Origin of the sequence: Paenibacillus dokdonensis (assembly GCF_004916975.1) — a bacterium.
GTDB lineage: Bacteria > Bacillota > Bacilli > Paenibacillales > Paenibacillaceae > Paenibacillus_AQ > Paenibacillus_AQ dokdonensis.
Window position 1 is genome coordinate 1,131,419 of sequence record NZ_STGQ01000001.1, and the last position, 15,512, is coordinate 1,146,930.

The 15,512-nt window shown below is 48.6% G+C and carries 12 protein-coding genes; all 12 read left to right on the forward strand.

The window, feature by feature from the left end; all coding sequences use genetic code 11:
• Nucleotides 1-42: 42 nt before the first annotated feature.
• On the forward strand, nt 43-792 hold the full coding sequence (locus tag E6W40_RS05140; RefSeq protein ID WP_136604501.1) for a YveK family protein: 750 nt from the start codon (nt 43-45) through the stop codon (nt 790-792).
• On the forward strand, nt 773-1,462 hold the full coding sequence (locus E6W40_RS05145; protein WP_136606836.1) for a CpsD/CapB family tyrosine-protein kinase: 690 nt from the start codon (nt 773-775) through the stop codon (nt 1,460-1,462). Before E6W40_RS05140 ends, E6W40_RS05145 begins: the two co-directional genes overlap by 20 nt.
• A 247-nt stretch (nt 1,463-1,709) precedes the next feature.
• Nucleotides 1,710-2,609 (forward strand): UTP--glucose-1-phosphate uridylyltransferase GalU, encoded by a 900-nt coding sequence (galU, locus tag E6W40_RS05150; RefSeq protein WP_136604502.1) that lies wholly within the window; start codon nt 1,710-1,712, stop codon nt 2,607-2,609.
• A 34-nt stretch (nt 2,610-2,643) separates the two neighbouring features.
• Nucleotides 2,644-3,912 carry a UDP-N-acetyl-D-mannosamine dehydrogenase gene (gene wecC / locus E6W40_RS05155; protein ID WP_136604503.1) on the forward strand — a complete coding sequence of 423 codons (1,269 nt, stop codon included), beginning with the start codon at nt 2,644-2,646 and terminating at the stop codon, nt 3,910-3,912.
• Nucleotides 3,913-3,915: 3 nt separating this feature from the next.
• Nucleotides 3,916-5,904: an alginate lyase family protein gene (locus E6W40_RS05160; RefSeq protein WP_136604504.1), complete on the forward strand. Its 1,989-nt coding sequence runs from the start codon at nt 3,916-3,918 to the stop codon at nt 5,902-5,904.
• A gap of 18 nt (nt 5,905-5,922) precedes the next feature.
• Nucleotides 5,923-8,094 carry a bi-domain-containing oxidoreductase gene (locus E6W40_RS05165; RefSeq protein ID WP_136604505.1) on the forward strand — a complete coding sequence of 724 codons (2,172 nt, stop codon included), beginning with the start codon at nt 5,923-5,925 and terminating at the stop codon, nt 8,092-8,094.
• Entirely contained in the window at nt 8,091-9,440 is a 1,350-nt protein-coding gene (locus E6W40_RS05170; protein ID WP_136604506.1) for a hypothetical protein, read from the forward strand. Before E6W40_RS05165 ends, E6W40_RS05170 begins: the two co-directional genes overlap by 4 nt.
• Complete coding sequence (locus E6W40_RS05175) at nt 9,437-10,555, forward strand: glycosyltransferase family 4 protein (RefSeq protein WP_136604507.1); 1,119 nt, start codon at nt 9,437-9,439, stop codon at nt 10,553-10,555. Before E6W40_RS05170 ends, E6W40_RS05175 begins: the two co-directional genes overlap by 4 nt.
• The gene (locus tag E6W40_RS05180; RefSeq protein ID WP_136604508.1) at nt 10,542-12,032 is read left to right on the forward strand and encodes a lipopolysaccharide biosynthesis protein; all 1,491 of its coding nucleotides are present in this window, start codon (nt 10,542-10,544) and stop codon (nt 12,030-12,032) included. Before E6W40_RS05175 ends, E6W40_RS05180 begins: the two co-directional genes overlap by 14 nt.
• Complete coding sequence (locus tag E6W40_RS05185) at nt 12,029-13,147, forward strand: GNAT family N-acetyltransferase (protein WP_136604509.1); 1,119 nt, start codon at nt 12,029-12,031, stop codon at nt 13,145-13,147. The genes E6W40_RS05180 and E6W40_RS05185 overlap by 4 nt, the downstream gene beginning before the upstream one ends.
• A gap of 26 nt (nt 13,148-13,173) precedes the next feature.
• Complete coding sequence (locus E6W40_RS05190; RefSeq protein WP_136604510.1) at nt 13,174-14,277, forward strand: GNAT family N-acetyltransferase; 1,104 nt, start codon at nt 13,174-13,176, stop codon at nt 14,275-14,277.
• 20 nt (nt 14,278-14,297) lie between these two features.
• Nucleotides 14,298-15,497 (forward strand): hypothetical protein, encoded by a 1,200-nt coding sequence (locus tag E6W40_RS05195; RefSeq protein ID WP_136604511.1) that lies wholly within the window; start codon nt 14,298-14,300, stop codon nt 15,495-15,497.
• The last annotated feature ends 15 nt before the right edge of the window (nt 15,498-15,512 follow it).

The following is a 15,512-nucleotide window of genomic DNA, read 5'->3' on the forward strand; positions in this document are numbered from 1 at the left end:
AGCCACCCGGGTTCAAATCGTACAAGAATTGGGGGAGTCCTAATGGAATTGAAGTTAATGATACAGATGCTTAGAAAAAGGCTGTGGCTGATTGTTATCTTTGTGGTGATTTGCACCGCGGGAGCCGGACTGTACAGCAAATATATGATCACGCCGAAGTACGAGGCCTCTAGCACGCTGATCGTGAATAAGATGAATTTGGATCAGGAGGGGGCTAGGGGACTGGATCTGAATGAGATTACATCCAATATTATGCTGATTAATTCCTACAAAGTGATTATTACTTCAGCATCCATTATGGACAAGGTTGTGCAGCAGCATCCCGACATGCAGATAACTTCAACGGAGCTGATCGATAAGCTGCAGGTTATCACGGCTCAGAATTCCCAAGTTATTACGCTTAAAATGAAGGACCCTTCCTACGACCGCGCCATGAAAATCGTCAATGCCGTATCGCAGGTATTTAAGGAAGAAATTCCGCGGATTATGAAGGTCGATAACATTACTCTTCTGGATAATGCCAAGCCGCAGAAAAATCCGGTGCCGGTTAGTCCGAAGCTTAAAGTGAATGTCGCTCTTGCTTTTGCCGCATCCTTTCTGTTGGTTGTGGGTATCGTGCTGTTGCTTGAATACCTTGATGATACGGTGAGAAACGAGTACGACGTAGAAAGATATCTGGAACTGACTACGCTGGGGGCGATCCGGAAAATGAAAAAGAGAGATCTTAAAACACGTTCCTCCGCCCGATCCAAAAAACAGGCAGGTGAAAAATATGCGCCGCTCAGTCAATAAGAACAAGCTCATTATGAATACCAACCGCAGATCCAACATCTCAGAAGGCTATCGAAACCTCCGAACCAATATTCAGTTTTCCGGCTGGAACCACAAGCTGCAGGTAATGGCTGTCACTTCCACTCAGGCAGGTGAAGGCAAAACCACGACCATCAGCAATTTGGCGGTTGCCTATGCCCATGAGGGAAAAAAAGTGCTCTTGATCGATGCTGATTTAAGACATCCTTCTTTGCAAAGCGTATTCAATGTCTCCAATCGGGTGGGTTTATCCAATATTTTGGCAAACCAGTGCTCTTATGGCGAGATTTTGCATCAGACGACCATTGATAACTTATCCCTTGTCACAGCTGGTCCTGTACCACCTAATCCAACAGAGCTGTTGTCATCGGATAAATTAAAGGAAATCATCAATGTATGGAAAGAGGAATACGATATCATCCTGATTGACACTTCGCCAGTGATGGCGGTAGCAGATGGCCTGATTGTGGCTTCCATCAGCGACGGAGTCATTCTGGTTGTATACGCAGGTAAGGTGAAACGGGAATTTATTAAGAAAACCAAGGAAAAGCTGGAGCTCGCCAAGGCCAACATTCTCGGTGTAGTTCTGAACAATAAAAAGTACAGCAAGTCAGAAGCGAACCAGTATTACTATTACGGTCTTCCCGAATAGCTATTCGATGTCGGCTGTGCAGCCGAAGGTTATGTCTACTGTACCTTTATCATGGTAGGCACTCGATCATGCTGTGGGTATGCAAATACCTTAGACGTAAATCGTCGGGAGTGTGGTGTGAGGCCGGGTTGGATGCCCGTTTCATACTTCGGTTGAAGTATGAGCTATGTGAGGCCGGACATACAGCTCATACTTTAATTTTAGTTTTCAACAAAGAGAATGGAATACCAAAAGGGGGATGAAAGCAGTGAACAAAGTCAGAAAAGCGATTATTCCGGCAGCGGGCCTGGGCACACGCTTTCTGCCGGCAACCAAGGCGATGCCTAAAGAAATGCTACCAATCGTCGATAAGCCGACTATTCAGTACATTGTGGAGGAGGCAATAGCTGCAGGTATTGAGGATATTATTATCGTGACGGGAAAAGGGAAACGATCTATTGAGGATCACTTCGATCATTCGTTTGAACTGGAACTGAATTTGCTGCAGAAGGGCAAGCTGGAGGTTCTCGAATCGGTACGCCGATCTTCGGAGGTCGAAATTCATTATATCCGCCAAAAGGAAGCTAAAGGACTGGGGCATGCCATATGGTGTGCGCGGAATTTTATCGGTAATGAGCCATTTGCTGTTCTGCTCGGTGATGACATCGTAAGGTCAGAAGTGCCATGTATAGGACAGTTAGTGGAACAATACGAAACCTATGGACTCTCAGTTGTGGGGGTTGGTGCTGTACCCGTTGACCAGACACACCGTTATGGGGTCATTGATCCGTTACATACACTGGATCATGCGGGCACAGCCTATGCACTCCGCAGGGTTGTGGAAAAGCCAAGCCCCGGAGAAGCCCCGTCTAATCTGGCCATCATCGGACGTTATGTGCTGACGCCAGAAATATTCGGTTATCTGGAACGTCAGGAGGCGGGATACGGCGGAGAAATACAGCTCACTGACGCCATCCAGCAGCTGATTGTCGAGAAGGGTTGTATCGGATATACCTTTGAGGGAGAGCGTTTTGATGTTGGAGAGAAGCTTGGCTATATTCTGACCACCATTGATTTTGCGCTGCATCAGGAGGATTTGAGACTTTCCCTTCTGGCGGCGATGGATCGTATTTTGCAGACGGAAAAGCAGGGAAAGGTATTGTTTTGATTTCCTTCAATTTTATGATAAGGCAGGGGCTCAAATGGTGAAGAAAGTGTGTGTAATGGGACTTGGTTATATCGGACTTCCGACTGCCAGTCTGCTGGCAATGAATGGTTTTTACGTACATGGCGTTGACGTTAACATACATACAGTTGAGCGGATTAATCAGGGAGAGGTTCATATCACGGAGCCAGATTTGGACCTCGCCGTACAGAGCGCTGTACAGAGCGGATTTCTACGTGCTTCTACAGCTCCTGCAGAAGCGGACATCTTTATTTTGGCCGTACCGACTCCTTTTAAGGAAAACAACAAACCCGATTTGACCTATGTAGAGCAGGCGGCAAAGGCAATCATTCCTTACCTAAAGCCGGGGAACCTTGTTATCCTTGAATCAACCAGTCCGGTGGGTACGACAGAGCAGATTGCCGACTGGATTGTAGCAGCGAGAGAGGATCTGAGTATTTCGGAATCGCTTCATGCCGGTTACAACCGGATTTTTGTTTCCTACTGTCCAGAGCGGGTCCTTCCAGGTCAGATCTTACGGGAACTGGTGGAGAATGACCGCATTATTGGAGGCATTGATGAGGCTTCCACACATGGGACTGCAGATTTCTATAGGCATTTTGTCAAAGGGGCCATTCTTGAAACGAATGCCCGTACAGCCGAAATGGCTAAGCTGACGGAAAATTCATTCAGAGATGTGAATATTGCATTTGCGAATGAGCTGTCATTGATATGCGATCACTTGGATATCGATGTCTGGGAGCTGATCCGCTTGGCTAATCATCATCCACGTGTCAATATCCTCCAGCCGGGGCCTGGGGTGGGAGGACACTGCATTGCAGTCGACCCATGGTTCCTGGTCGATGCTGCTCCAGAGCAGGCAAAGCTAATTCATACCGCCCGAATCGTAAATGACCAGAAGCCTTGGTATGTGGTGGAGAAAGTACTGCAGCTTGCCGCGAAGCTGAGATCGCCTGTCATTGCCTGTCTGGGACTTGCCTTTAAGGCGAATATTGACGATTTGCGTGAAAGTCCGTCGATGGCGATTGTGGAGCATCTGGCTAAGACGGGATTAGCCACCATGTATGTTGTTGAGCCTCATATTGAGCAGCTGCCTGATAATCTGCGAAATGAAAATGTGTTCCTGTCAAACGCGGAAGAGGCGGTGCGTAAGGCGGATATTGTATTGCTGCTGGTGAACCATGAGGCTTTCCGTTCCATCAGCCCGGATCAATTGCAGGAAAAGATTGTTGTGGATACCAGAGGGTTTTTCCTCCTGGCTCCCCGTGTGGAAGTGGGAGTGTAAAGAATGTCCTCAGTTCAAACCCAAATTAGGCGCCTGAAGGAAATGCCTTTTCGGGCTGCGATGAAGAAAATCGCCGGCAAAGCGATACAGGAGGCGCGTTTCGCGTACAGACAATACCGGATAAGCCGCTCGCCCATTACGCTCCGGCCGGAGCTGTTTCGGTCATTTGAAACGACAAGCACATTTCTTTTTGATCCGCTCAGCCGGGAACATTATGTGAATTTACTGAAAAAAGAGGAGATGGATCAGGAGATCATCCATGATGCGGAACGGATCTGCGCGCATGTCTTTGATCTTCTTGGTTCAGGCGAAACAAGTCTTGGACCTTCCTTGCCTTGGCATGAGGATTTCAAAACGGGATTTCGGTGGGACAATAAATTTTATAAATGGATAAAAATTGTTGATCTGGATAATGCTGCGGACGTCAAGGTTCCCTGGGAACTTTCGCGTTTTCAGCATTTTTTTACCTTAGGGAAGGCCTACTGGCTGACGGAGGATGAGAAATACGCCCTTGAATTTCAGGCACAGCTTGAAGATTGGATGATTCAGAACCCGGTTGAGATGTCTGTCAACTGGACTTGTGCCATGGATGTTGCTATCCGCGCGGCCAATTGGATTGCCGTCGTTCCGTTTTTTCGAAAAAGCCCATCCATACCCGAGTCCTTTTGGGAAAGTTTCCATTCCTCATTATATCTGCATGGTGTCTTTATTCGCGGTAACCTGGAGAATACCGGGGAACATACAGGAAATCATTATACGGCTAATTTGGCTGGCCTGATTGCTCTTGGAATTTATTTCGGCAGCTTTAACGTACAGGGGAATCAGCCTCAATTAGGTAATCCTGCAGACTGGCTGACCTTCGGTATGGACGAAATGGAGAAGGAGCTGTTTGTGCAGGTCAATGAGGATGGAACCAACTATGAAGCATCGACCTCCTATCACCGGCTCGTCGCTGAAATGTTTCTGATAACAACGATGTGGTGCTCAAGAAATGGACTCCATTTCCCGGATGTATATATGCGTCGTCTTGAGAAAATGCATGAGTTTATGCTGAATATCATGAAACCGGATGGATTAACGCCACTGATTGGCGATGCTGATGATGGAAGATATCTCATTGTCTCTAAGTACAGCGGATGGGTACGCAGCGATTTCCGCCATCTGCTGGCTGTAGCCGGTGAATTCTTTGAACGGGATGATTTTCGGAAAGCCGGCATCAGCAGCTGGGAAGACGCATTGTGGATTGCTGGCGGAAATAAGCCGAGCCGGATACCAGAGCTTGATGAACCAAGATCTGTGGCTTATCCGGATGGCGGCTACTACGTGCTCCGCAGCCCGGAGATATACTGTCTGATCCGCTGCGGAGAGCTTTCCTTTCACGGACATGGGGCGCACAGTCATAACGACCAACTGAGCTTTGAGCTGAATGTGAAGGGTAAGGATATTATTGTGGATCCGGGTACATTTATCTACTCGGCGGATTATCGGGCAAGAAACCTTTTTCGTAGTACAGCTGTTCATAACACGATACAGGTTGGCGATATGGAACAAAATGATATGGAGGATAGAAACTTGTTTTTGCTGCGGGAGCAATCTTATGCGTATTGCGAGTTGTTCTCTTACGAGTATTTTGCCGGGAATCACCGCGGCTATGAGAAAAAGAGCGGAATCATTCATAGACGTGAAATTCTGCTGAAGGACTCGGGGCTGGTCATCATCGATAAACTTGAGCACGCGACACCTGCACAAAGTGAAGTACTCCCAGCTTCAGCAGCATTTATGCTGGCTGCAGGTATAAGAGTGTATGCGGACAAGAGGAACTTGATACTGCAAGCAGAGGGGTTCAAGGCTATCGTTGCCTTTGAAAATGCCGCCGAAGTGCAGATACAAGAAGGATGGATATCCAAGGATTATGGAGTCCGTGAACCGAGTCAATTGCTGCGTGTGTATACCCATCATCCATATCTGCGAACTACAATTCACTGGGATTAAAACGGGGGAGCATTGACTATGAATCAGGTAATTATTAGACAAGGAAATGCTGTGGTTGAACAAATTCCGGCACCCGAAATTCAAAAGGGAACCGTGCTGGTTCAGGTGAACCATTCCTGTATATCGATAGGAACCGAGCTCAGCGGACTTAAAAGCAGCGGAGTTCCGCTATGGAAACGCGCGGTTCAGCAGCCTGAAAACGTACGGAAGTTGATGAATATAGCCGCTTCACAAGGGTTATCCCATACTCGGAATATGCTTAAATTGAAAGCCGGTGCTGGACAACCATCGGGCTATTCGGCTGCAGGAACCGTTATCGAGGTCGGTGAGGGGGTCTCGGACCTGAAGGAAGGTGACCTTGTCGCATGCGCGGGAGCACAGTTTGCCCATCATGCGGAAGTTATCCGGGTTCCAAGGAATTTAGTTACACCGGTACCCGATGGCTTGGGCTTGGCAGAGGCCAGTACAGTGACGCTCGGAGCAATCGCCATGCAGGGGCTACGGCGTGCTGCACCAACTCTTGGGGAGACATTTATTGTGATCGGGCTAGGCATTCTGGGGCAACTCACAGTACAACTGCTGAAGGCAAACGGATGCAGGGTCATCGGTACTGACCTGGATTCCGGGCGAATTGCACTTGCAAAAAGCTTAGGCATGGAGTTGGCTATACAGCCCCAGGAAGAGAGCGGTGTTGAAGCAGCACTCCGGCTCACGGATGGTATGGGGGCGGATGGCGTCATCATTACAGCAGCAGCGCGATCTAGTGTAATACTCTCCGAGGCCTTTCGGATGACACGGAAGAAAGGGCGTGTTGTCGTTGTAGGCGATGTGGGTCTCGAGATTAATCGATCCGACATCTACGAAAAGGAGCTGGATTTCTATATTTCTACATCTTATGGGCCGGGACGCTACGACCGGAACTATGAGGAGAAAGGGCAGGACTACCCGCTTGGATATGTACGATGGACGGAAAACCGGAATATGAGGGAGTTCTTGAGGCTGGCAGCGGAAGGAAGGGTGAGGCTTGAATCGATGATTTCCCGCATATTCCCGGTTGGGGAAGCGTCGGAAGCCTATGAATATATCCAACATGCGGAGAAAAAACCGATGATGGTGCTGCTTTCTTATCCGGAACAAAACGAAGTCCGCAGTTTGTCACATAAGGTAATGATAAATACCCGGCCGCATACCGTTCAGAGAATGGATAAGAAAGTACATATCGGATTGATCGGAGCCGGTGAATTTGCCAAAAACATGCATCTTCCGAATATTAATGCTTTATCCGCCAAATTTGAGCTGCAAGCGATCATGAGCCAAACCGGCTACAATGCAGCCGAGACAGCCAAACAATTCGGAGCAGTATATGCAGCTACAAGCTACCGGCTGCTTCTTCAGGACCCGGATGTTGATGCAGTGCTCATTGCAACACGTCATGATACACATGCATCAATCGTTCTGGATGCACTGAGGGCTGACAAGCATGTATTTGTGGAGAAGCCGCTGGCTCTGACCATGTCTGAGCTAGGGGAAATAGAACGGTTTTATGACGACATCTCTGAAGGAAAGCCGGTTCCAGTGCTGCTTACCGGCTTCAACCGCAGATTCTCACCCTACGCGTTGAAGATCAAGGAAATGGTCGAACAGCGAAGCAATCCCATGATTCTGAATTATAGAATGAATGCCGGATACCTCCCGCTGGATCATTGGACACAGACGGAAGAAGGCGGAGGGCGCAACCGCGGGGAATGCTGTCATATTTATGACCTATTTACTTATTTGACAGGGAGTAAAGTACAGCGGATTCATGTATCTCATCTGCAACCTTCGACAAAGCATTACTCACACACGGATAATTTTGTCGCGACGATGGAGTTCGCGGACGGTTCTGTTGCCACAGTGACATACACCGCCCTTGGATCAAAATCGTATCCCAAAGAGCAGATGGATATATACGTAGATGGGAAAAACATTTTTCTTGATGATTACCGCAGGCTGTCGGTTGCAGGCAGTAAAGTGAAAGGAATGGAAACGAAGATTAGCAATAAAGGACAGCGGGAGACGCTGGAACGGTTTGCCGATGCGGTTCAGGGACAAATCGATTGGCCGATTCCGCTATGGCAGCAAATTCAGGCGATGGAGATCGCGCTAGAAGTAGAACGATCATTATCAAAAGGAATGATGAACCTATGAATATAACCAAAATAGCCGCCAAACAAATTTTATCGTATCTCCCGTTTCGGTACGTGAACGTCGGCAGAGAGTTTCATCTGTGGCTGAATAAGTTAGAAAAAATGAAAAGTATGGAATACGAACAAATCCGCGAGGCTCAGCTTCAATCCTTGAAAGATATGATAACGCTGGCTTATGAACATACAAAGTTTTACAGACAGTTATATGACGCTCACGGCTTTCACCCGGAAATGCTTCAGGACTTCAGTGACATGGAGCGTATTCCTGTGATTCATAAAGAGGATGTGCGGACGCACGGCCATGATATGGTGGTGTCCAAATATACGCCGGAAAAGCTGAAAAAATTAGGAACCAGTGGCACAACAGGCACATCGCTTACCCTTTATTCGAACCGAGCGGTTGAAGAGCGGGAGTGGGCTGCGATCTGTTATCTGTGGGCTAATGTCGGCTATAAGCCGGGAGATGGGCGAGTGGAATTCAGGGGAGCGCTGCCGAGCAACAAGCTGTTTATACTGGATAGGTATTCCAGGACCTTGAAAATAAACACGACTGCCATTACGGAAAGCAACATCAGGGACATTGTGAGCGCAATTCTGGCGTCCGGTTATGAATTTCTGTACGGCTTTCCTTCTGCACTGGCGTTGTTCACCAAATTTCTTGTCGATCATCAGCTCACTGAATTATATCAGCCTAAAGCCATTTTACTCGCCTGCGAAATGGTACATGATTATCAGGTATATCTTATCAGCAGCGTGTTTTCCAGCTCCCGCATATTTGCTCATTACGGACAGACGGAGAAAGTGGCATTAGGCGGCTGGCTTGATGACTCCCATTCTTACTACTTTCTGCCTTTATACAGCTATGTAGAACAAAATCAAGAGACGAGCGCGATCATCGGCACTTCTTTTTTGAACGATGTGATGCCTATGATTCGCTATGAATTGACCGATGCCGCCGCGCGTTTTGACCAGCAGCCGCAAAAAGGAAAGGAGCATCTTTTTCCGGTTATCCGTTCCATCGACGGCCGCATGGGTGAGATCATGTACAAGCCGAACGGGGATATGCTCCCCTCGCCGCTGATCGCCATCGCCCTCCGTGGGACCAAAACGTTCAGCGCCTGTAAACTGATTCAGCACCGCTATGATCTGATTGAGATCATGGTCGAATCGACGCAGCAGGAGGAAGTCGTGCAGGAGGAAATTAAAATGGTGGTCGAGAAGCTGGAAAAGCTGTTCACCATCGACATGAATTTTAACATCACGATCGTCCCCCATATTACCAGGACGGAGACCGGAAAATTCAAAAATGTGGAGGTTCTGGTTGGAAAGGAACCGTTGATCGTATGAAACTGATTCTGGTGGGACCGGTTCCTCCGCCGATTGGGGGCATATCCATTCATATTCAAAGGTTGGCCGAGGTCTTGCGTGCAAGGCAGGCAGACTTTGTTATCTATAATGAATCGAACGTGGCCGACGCGGAGCGGCAAATGCTGCCTATGGGCAGCTACAAAACGTTTTTATTGAAGATCCCATTTATCCAAGGGGATCTTTTTCATTTTCATTCTATAGATCTGCGAATTCGAATTCTTCTTGGCGTCTATAAGGTCTTAGGCAAAAAAATCATGCTTACGGTTCATGGCGATAGTCTGTCGCAGCAGCTTCAGCAATCCAGTCCCTTAACCAAAAAGCTGCTGCTGGGAAGCCTGAAGCGGTTGGACTATATCATATGCGTCAGTGAAACAACTACGCAGATGCTGTTGCAGCTTGGTTTCCATCCGGATCGAGTGCGTACTATTCCGGCATACATTCATCCTGTGGAGTGCATTGATGATGCATTGAAGATTCCGCCGGAAGTCCACCGCTTCATGGAACAAGCCGATTTCCTAATCGCAGCGAACGGTTTCGTCCGGCTGCTGCAGGACGGCGACTTGTACGGCATCGATCTCTTGGTGGAAATGATGAAGGAACTGGTTGACGACGGGGGGGCGGTGCGACTCCTGTTTGCCATGCTGGGCGCAGCAGATCAAAGCGCGGAAGAGCGGGCGTATTACGATCGGCTTAAACGCAGGATTGCGGATGATGGCCTCTCGGAAAGGATACTTTTCTATGAAGCCGTGGATACCGAGCTATACCCTTTATTGAAAAAGAGCCATCTGTTTATCCGGCCAACCCGCCTGGATGGGTTTGGGGTATCGATCGCCGAAGCTGTTCATTTTAACGTACCTGCCATTGCTAGCGACGTATGCAGAAGACCTGAGGGAACAATCCTGTTTGAATCGGGTGATCTGCCGGGGCTGGTTAGGCAGGTGCGACAGGTGATGCATAACTACAATACCTGTAAAGAGGCAGTCACAGGCATCATGACAACGGACTACGCGGCCGATTTGATCGGAATCTATGACAAATTGTCAGGCGAAAGGATGCCTGCGGAAAGTAAAGGGATAGCCCGTGCCAACCGATAACCGGAAAATGCTGTCCAGCGGCGCCGTATATCTCTGCTCCTCGATCCTGACGCAGCTCGTTAATCTGCTGCTTATTCCGCTCTATACCCGGAATCTGTCTCAGGAGCAGTTCGGCCAGTATGACCTGATCATCAGCGTCCAAATGCTGCTGTCTTTGATAATTACCCTCGGGGTCCACTCCGGAATGGTCCGTTTCTTTAACGAATTCGAGAACAGACAGGAGCTGCGGAATACGGCACTGACCTTTGCACTCGTATGGGGTACCATCTGTATTGGAGGCGCATGGGCGCTCAGTCCCTTAGTGTCGCCATTCGTGTTTGACGCGGCCGAGGGTTCCGGCCTATACATTCCTTACGTAGTGATGATTTCGGTCTTCTCCTGCCTTAACCTGATTTATTCGAGTTTTTATTCCATGCAGTTTAAAGCGCTAAAATCGAGCTCCATCCAGTTTTCGGTCGTTTTGTCGACGCTATTTTTTGCGTTATATTTTTTTCTTTCCAGGGATATGGGCATCGTCGGCATATTAACGGCTCAGCTATTCAGCAACGTACTGGTGTTTATCGTGCTGTTTGCGCTGAATCTCGGCACATACCGATTTATCATCAAGCGCGATCCGATCCGCCAAATGCTGGGCTATGGCTCTGGCCTCCTGCTCGGGGACATTTCCGCCTGGGTTCTCAGCTTAAGCGACCGTTTTTTGATCAAAGGGTATATGAACTTATCCTCAGTTGCCGTATATTCCATCGGGTACAAGATCGGCATGCTGATCAATCCGGCCTTCATCACCCCGTTTATGTCCGTTTTTACGGCTTTCAAGTTCAAAGCATATAAGGATGAGGATGGGCCCGAGAAAATAAGGAAGATGTTCCGCCTATATAATTTCATGGGCTGGTTATGCGTCCTGGGATTGACGCTGTTCGCCCATGTGGCGGTCCGACTCGTGGCGACGGAAGAATACAGCAGCGCCGGCATGTTGGTACCGCTCATTTCATTCACGTATTTTTTGTCGGGCAGTCTTGCTTTTTACTCCCTGGGACTTCATATCGCGAATAAAATGCGCATCAACTACCTGATTTCCTTGTTGGCAGCCCTTATTAACGTCGCCTGCAACATCGTATTGATTCCTTGGCTCGGGATTTACGGCTCGGCTTTGGCAACGGTAATCTCGTATGCGGTCACGAGCGCCGTTTTTTATCATTACGGTTCCAAATATTATCCGCTTGGTCTCAGTATTTTTTATCCTTATAAATATCTTGCTATTTATTTGCCTGCTTACGCCTTGCATGCGTTTTTCATGCGGATCGAGCACTCCTTGCTGATTGAGATTGCGCTGAACGTACTGCTTGTCGCAGCCTTTATTGCCTGCAGTCTGATCTTTAAATTCGTATCCATCCGGGAACTGACCGGGGACCTGCTGCCGGCACTGAACCGCAAATCCAAAAACCTACTCATGGAAGGAGTGAAATCGGAGTCATGAACACCAAAATCATCACCGATATGGACGGGTTCCTCTCGATCCGGGAGGATTGGGAAAGACTGGCCGACCAGGATCCGGATGCGACCTATTACAGCACGTTTGAGTTCAACTTTTCATGGTGGCAGACGTTCGGAGGCGACAAAAACAAAGAACTGTTCATCCTCTGCCATTACCGGGATAATGTTATGGTTGCCATTGCACCGCTGATGATCCGAGTTATCGACAAGAAAATCGTCAAATGCAGGGTGCTGAGCTTTCTTGGAAAAGGAGACTATTTCAATTTCATTATCGACTCCAGCAAGTTCAAACCCTCCACGATCATCCGGGAATTGATGAATACGGTAGAGGAACATTCGGGAAGATGGGACAAAGTCGAGCTGACCCATCTGCGAATGGATACGCAGCTTCTCAAGTACTTGATGCGGCATGACCGGTACAGCAAGCATACCGAATACCTGACCTCCTGTGCCCGGATCAACAGCGATGATTATTGCTCGTATGCCGATTTTGAAAAAGAAATGCTAAGCACCAAGCTTCGCCGCAAACGGGTAAAGCTGCAGGACGATACGGGGTACAGGTTCAGAGTCGTCACTGGCAGCCAAAGTGAGGATATGTACGATAAAATCGCCCATATTCACCAGCTTGAAAAAAAGTACCTGAATGAAGTGAAGGGCAGACATGAACGGGGAAGCCTGTTTGAAGACAAGAACAACGAGCATTTCCTGAAGCGCTTGTTCAAAGGTAATGATAAGATTTTGTTTTTTTACCTCGAATCCGAAGACGGCGAAATTATCATTTACAAGTGCTGCTATTTGTACCAGAACGTATTGTACGGCTGGAACACGGGATATTCGCCCAAGTTCTCCCACTATCACGGCATTTCGGATGTGCTTCTGATGGAGATGGTCGAAAGTCTGTTCCACAGCAGCTGCACGAAGCAGATTGATTTCGGAGCGGGCACGTATTCGTGGAAATTCCGCTGGACGAACCGGTTCTCGGTGAGTTATTCCTTTAACATGTGGAATGAATCCAGCCAGCAGTCCAGGCTGCTGCGGCTGCTGATCCAGTCCAGGGAAATCGTGCGGGCCTTCAAGGGGCTCAAAAACGCGTTATGAATAAAAACATGGAGTGAATACGAGACATGAAAACGGTAGTGATTCGGAGTCTGGAAGAGCTGTGCCGATGGGAACGGCCCTGGAAGGAATTGACGGAAAACTTGGAGTATCCCGAAATTTTCAACACGTGGGAATGGCTGCACTCTTACGTGTCTCATATGTTCAGCCCAAACCGACAACTCTTTGTCATCCTAGTCATCGACCAGGACCGATGCATCGCTGCCGCACCGATGTGCATCGTCCAACAGTCTATCAAATGGATGAGAATCAGATCCCTGCAGTTCATTGTTTCCGGAACGGGAGAGACCAACAGCTTCTACATACATAAATATGTTCACTACATGAAGGGATTAAAGGAAATACTCAATGTGCTGCATGCCCATCGGCAGGAATGGGACTGTATCGATCTGCATAACGTCCATTCGCTGGATCCCGTGACGGGTCTGATCGGGCAGGCATGCGGAAGCGATTATGATGTATATAGCCATTCCAGGTCCATTACCCCGTATGTGAATTTGGAGCGGTTTCATCAAGAAAAGTTAGCCAGAAGCCGAATCAAGGCGATCGAGCGCAAAGAGCGGAAGCTGCGGAATGATCTTGAGACGAGGCTCGAAATCCATGTGCCTGTCGACGAAAGGACATGGGAGAGCCTGATTGAAATGCACAAGGAGCGGTGGGCACAGAGCCTGTTTGGCGTTCAGGAGACGATGCGCTTCTACGGTGACATCATCTCCAAGTTTCATGAGCTGGATGGGGTGCATATTTCCTATATCGAAATTAACGGCAGCATTGCCTCAGCGATGCTGACCTTTAGCCATAAAAGCAAGGTATATCTTTACATCACGTCCTTCTCCCAACAATACATGGAGTATGGAGTGGGGCTGATTCTCCTTAACAAAGTCATGGAGCATTACTTGCAAAGCGGGAATACGGAAATCGATTTGATGAGCGGCACCCAGGAATACAAATTTTTTTGGTCGGATACGGTTCGCGTAAACAATCATATCCGCCTGATTGAAAGACAGAGAGGGAAGACATGGCTGAAGGCATACACACTGCTGCAGGTGAACAAAAATCATCTAAAATCCTTCTTACCAGGGAAAACGCAGCACCGCCGGGTAGGCAGATGACGAATCAAGGAGAATGCTTCATGCAGATTGAACGATGCAAATGGTACAACAATGCCGATTCGCCCGTGCTGTTCATGATCGATGACTTGGCAAACGCTTGGGTGGATACGAGTGGCAACGGAACCGTGGATGAAGGCGAGGACTGGGGATTCTTCAAGGATGAGGAACGGTCCTCGTTTCGTTTTTTGCAGGAACGGATTTTGGCGGATCATCCCGAGGTAAAGGTTACCTTCTTCGTACCGGTGGGAGAGAGAGTAGGCATGATCCGGAATCCGGTATGCAGCATGTACTCGAAGCCTATCCATGCGGACGAGGCAAGCCGCAACTTCTTTCGCAGAGTCCATGAGCATCCGAATTTTGAACTGGCTTATCATGGGACAACGCACGGTATCGTAGGGGAGATGGCAAGGGATTTCGTTCAAGAATGGGCTTCCTTCAAAAGCTTAAATGAAGCGCTCGTCCGTATCGGCGAGGGACTGGATATATTCATGGAAGCCGTAGGTACGAGGCCTATGGGCGGTAAATACTGCGGGTACACGAGCAACACATTTTCGGATGAGAGCATCGATGAATCGGGCTTTGCGTGGTGGTGCAGATACTGGAACCGCGGGAAAACCGAGAGTTCGAACGACCCGTCCTGCGGGACTGACTCAGATCCCGTTACCAACTACGACGTCAAGCGTTTCGGAAAAAGCGGTGTTCTAGACATTCCTTCCACCGTGAACGGAGCGCTGTTGAACGGCGTTTATCACGGAAGGAATACGATAAAGGACATCGTCAAGCGGACGTTCAAAAAAAACTTCATACGCTGGAAGCTTCGCGAAATCGATGGTCTGCTGAAGCGGCGGCTGGTCATCAGCGTGCAGGAGCATATCGCGCCTTCGCGCGATGACGGAAAGAGACAGAGCCCGAACATTTTCGATGACCGCGAGAGCTTGCTCCAAATCTTTCGGCATATCCGAGGGAAAACGGTGTGGTACTGTACCTGCTCGGAACTGGCTGATTACGTGAATCTTCGTGATCATGTACAGATAGAGCATCGGGATCAGCACCATTTTGGGCTGCGCCATGAAGCGAGGTACCGGAAGAAGCTGTTGTCGCTGCGGTTTGGAGAAACGCGGCCTTTCCGGATTATGCTTCCCGACGGAAGCGCCTTGAATGTGGTCGATGGCGTAGCCAACCTTCCGGTTCTGGAAGGGATATATTCGATCGTGGATTGATTACCGTCAGTTAAA

Coding starts and splice junctions, on each gene's coding strand:
- E6W40_RS05185 (WP_136604509.1), top strand. CDS start 12,029: ATGAACACCAAAATCATCACCGATATGGACGGGTTCCTCTCGATCCGG.
- E6W40_RS05145 (WP_136606836.1), top strand. CDS start 773: ATGCGCCGCTCAGTCAATAAGAACAAGCTCATTATGAATACCAACCGC.
- E6W40_RS05190 (WP_136604510.1), top strand. CDS start 13,174: ATGAAAACGGTAGTGATTCGGAGTCTGGAAGAGCTGTGCCGATGGGAA.
- E6W40_RS05165 (WP_136604505.1), top strand. CDS start 5,923: ATGAATCAGGTAATTATTAGACAAGGAAATGCTGTGGTTGAACAAATT.
- E6W40_RS05140 (WP_136604501.1), top strand. CDS start 43: ATGGAATTGAAGTTAATGATACAGATGCTTAGAAAAAGGCTGTGGCTG.
- wecC (WP_136604503.1), top strand. CDS start 2,644: ATGGTGAAGAAAGTGTGTGTAATGGGACTTGGTTATATCGGACTTCCG.
- E6W40_RS05160 (WP_136604504.1), top strand. CDS start 3,916: ATGTCCTCAGTTCAAACCCAAATTAGGCGCCTGAAGGAAATGCCTTTT.
- E6W40_RS05170 (WP_136604506.1), top strand. CDS start 8,091: ATGAATATAACCAAAATAGCCGCCAAACAAATTTTATCGTATCTCCCG.
- E6W40_RS05175 (WP_136604507.1), top strand. CDS start 9,437: ATGAAACTGATTCTGGTGGGACCGGTTCCTCCGCCGATTGGGGGCATA.
- E6W40_RS05195 (WP_136604511.1), top strand. CDS start 14,298: ATGCAGATTGAACGATGCAAATGGTACAACAATGCCGATTCGCCCGTG.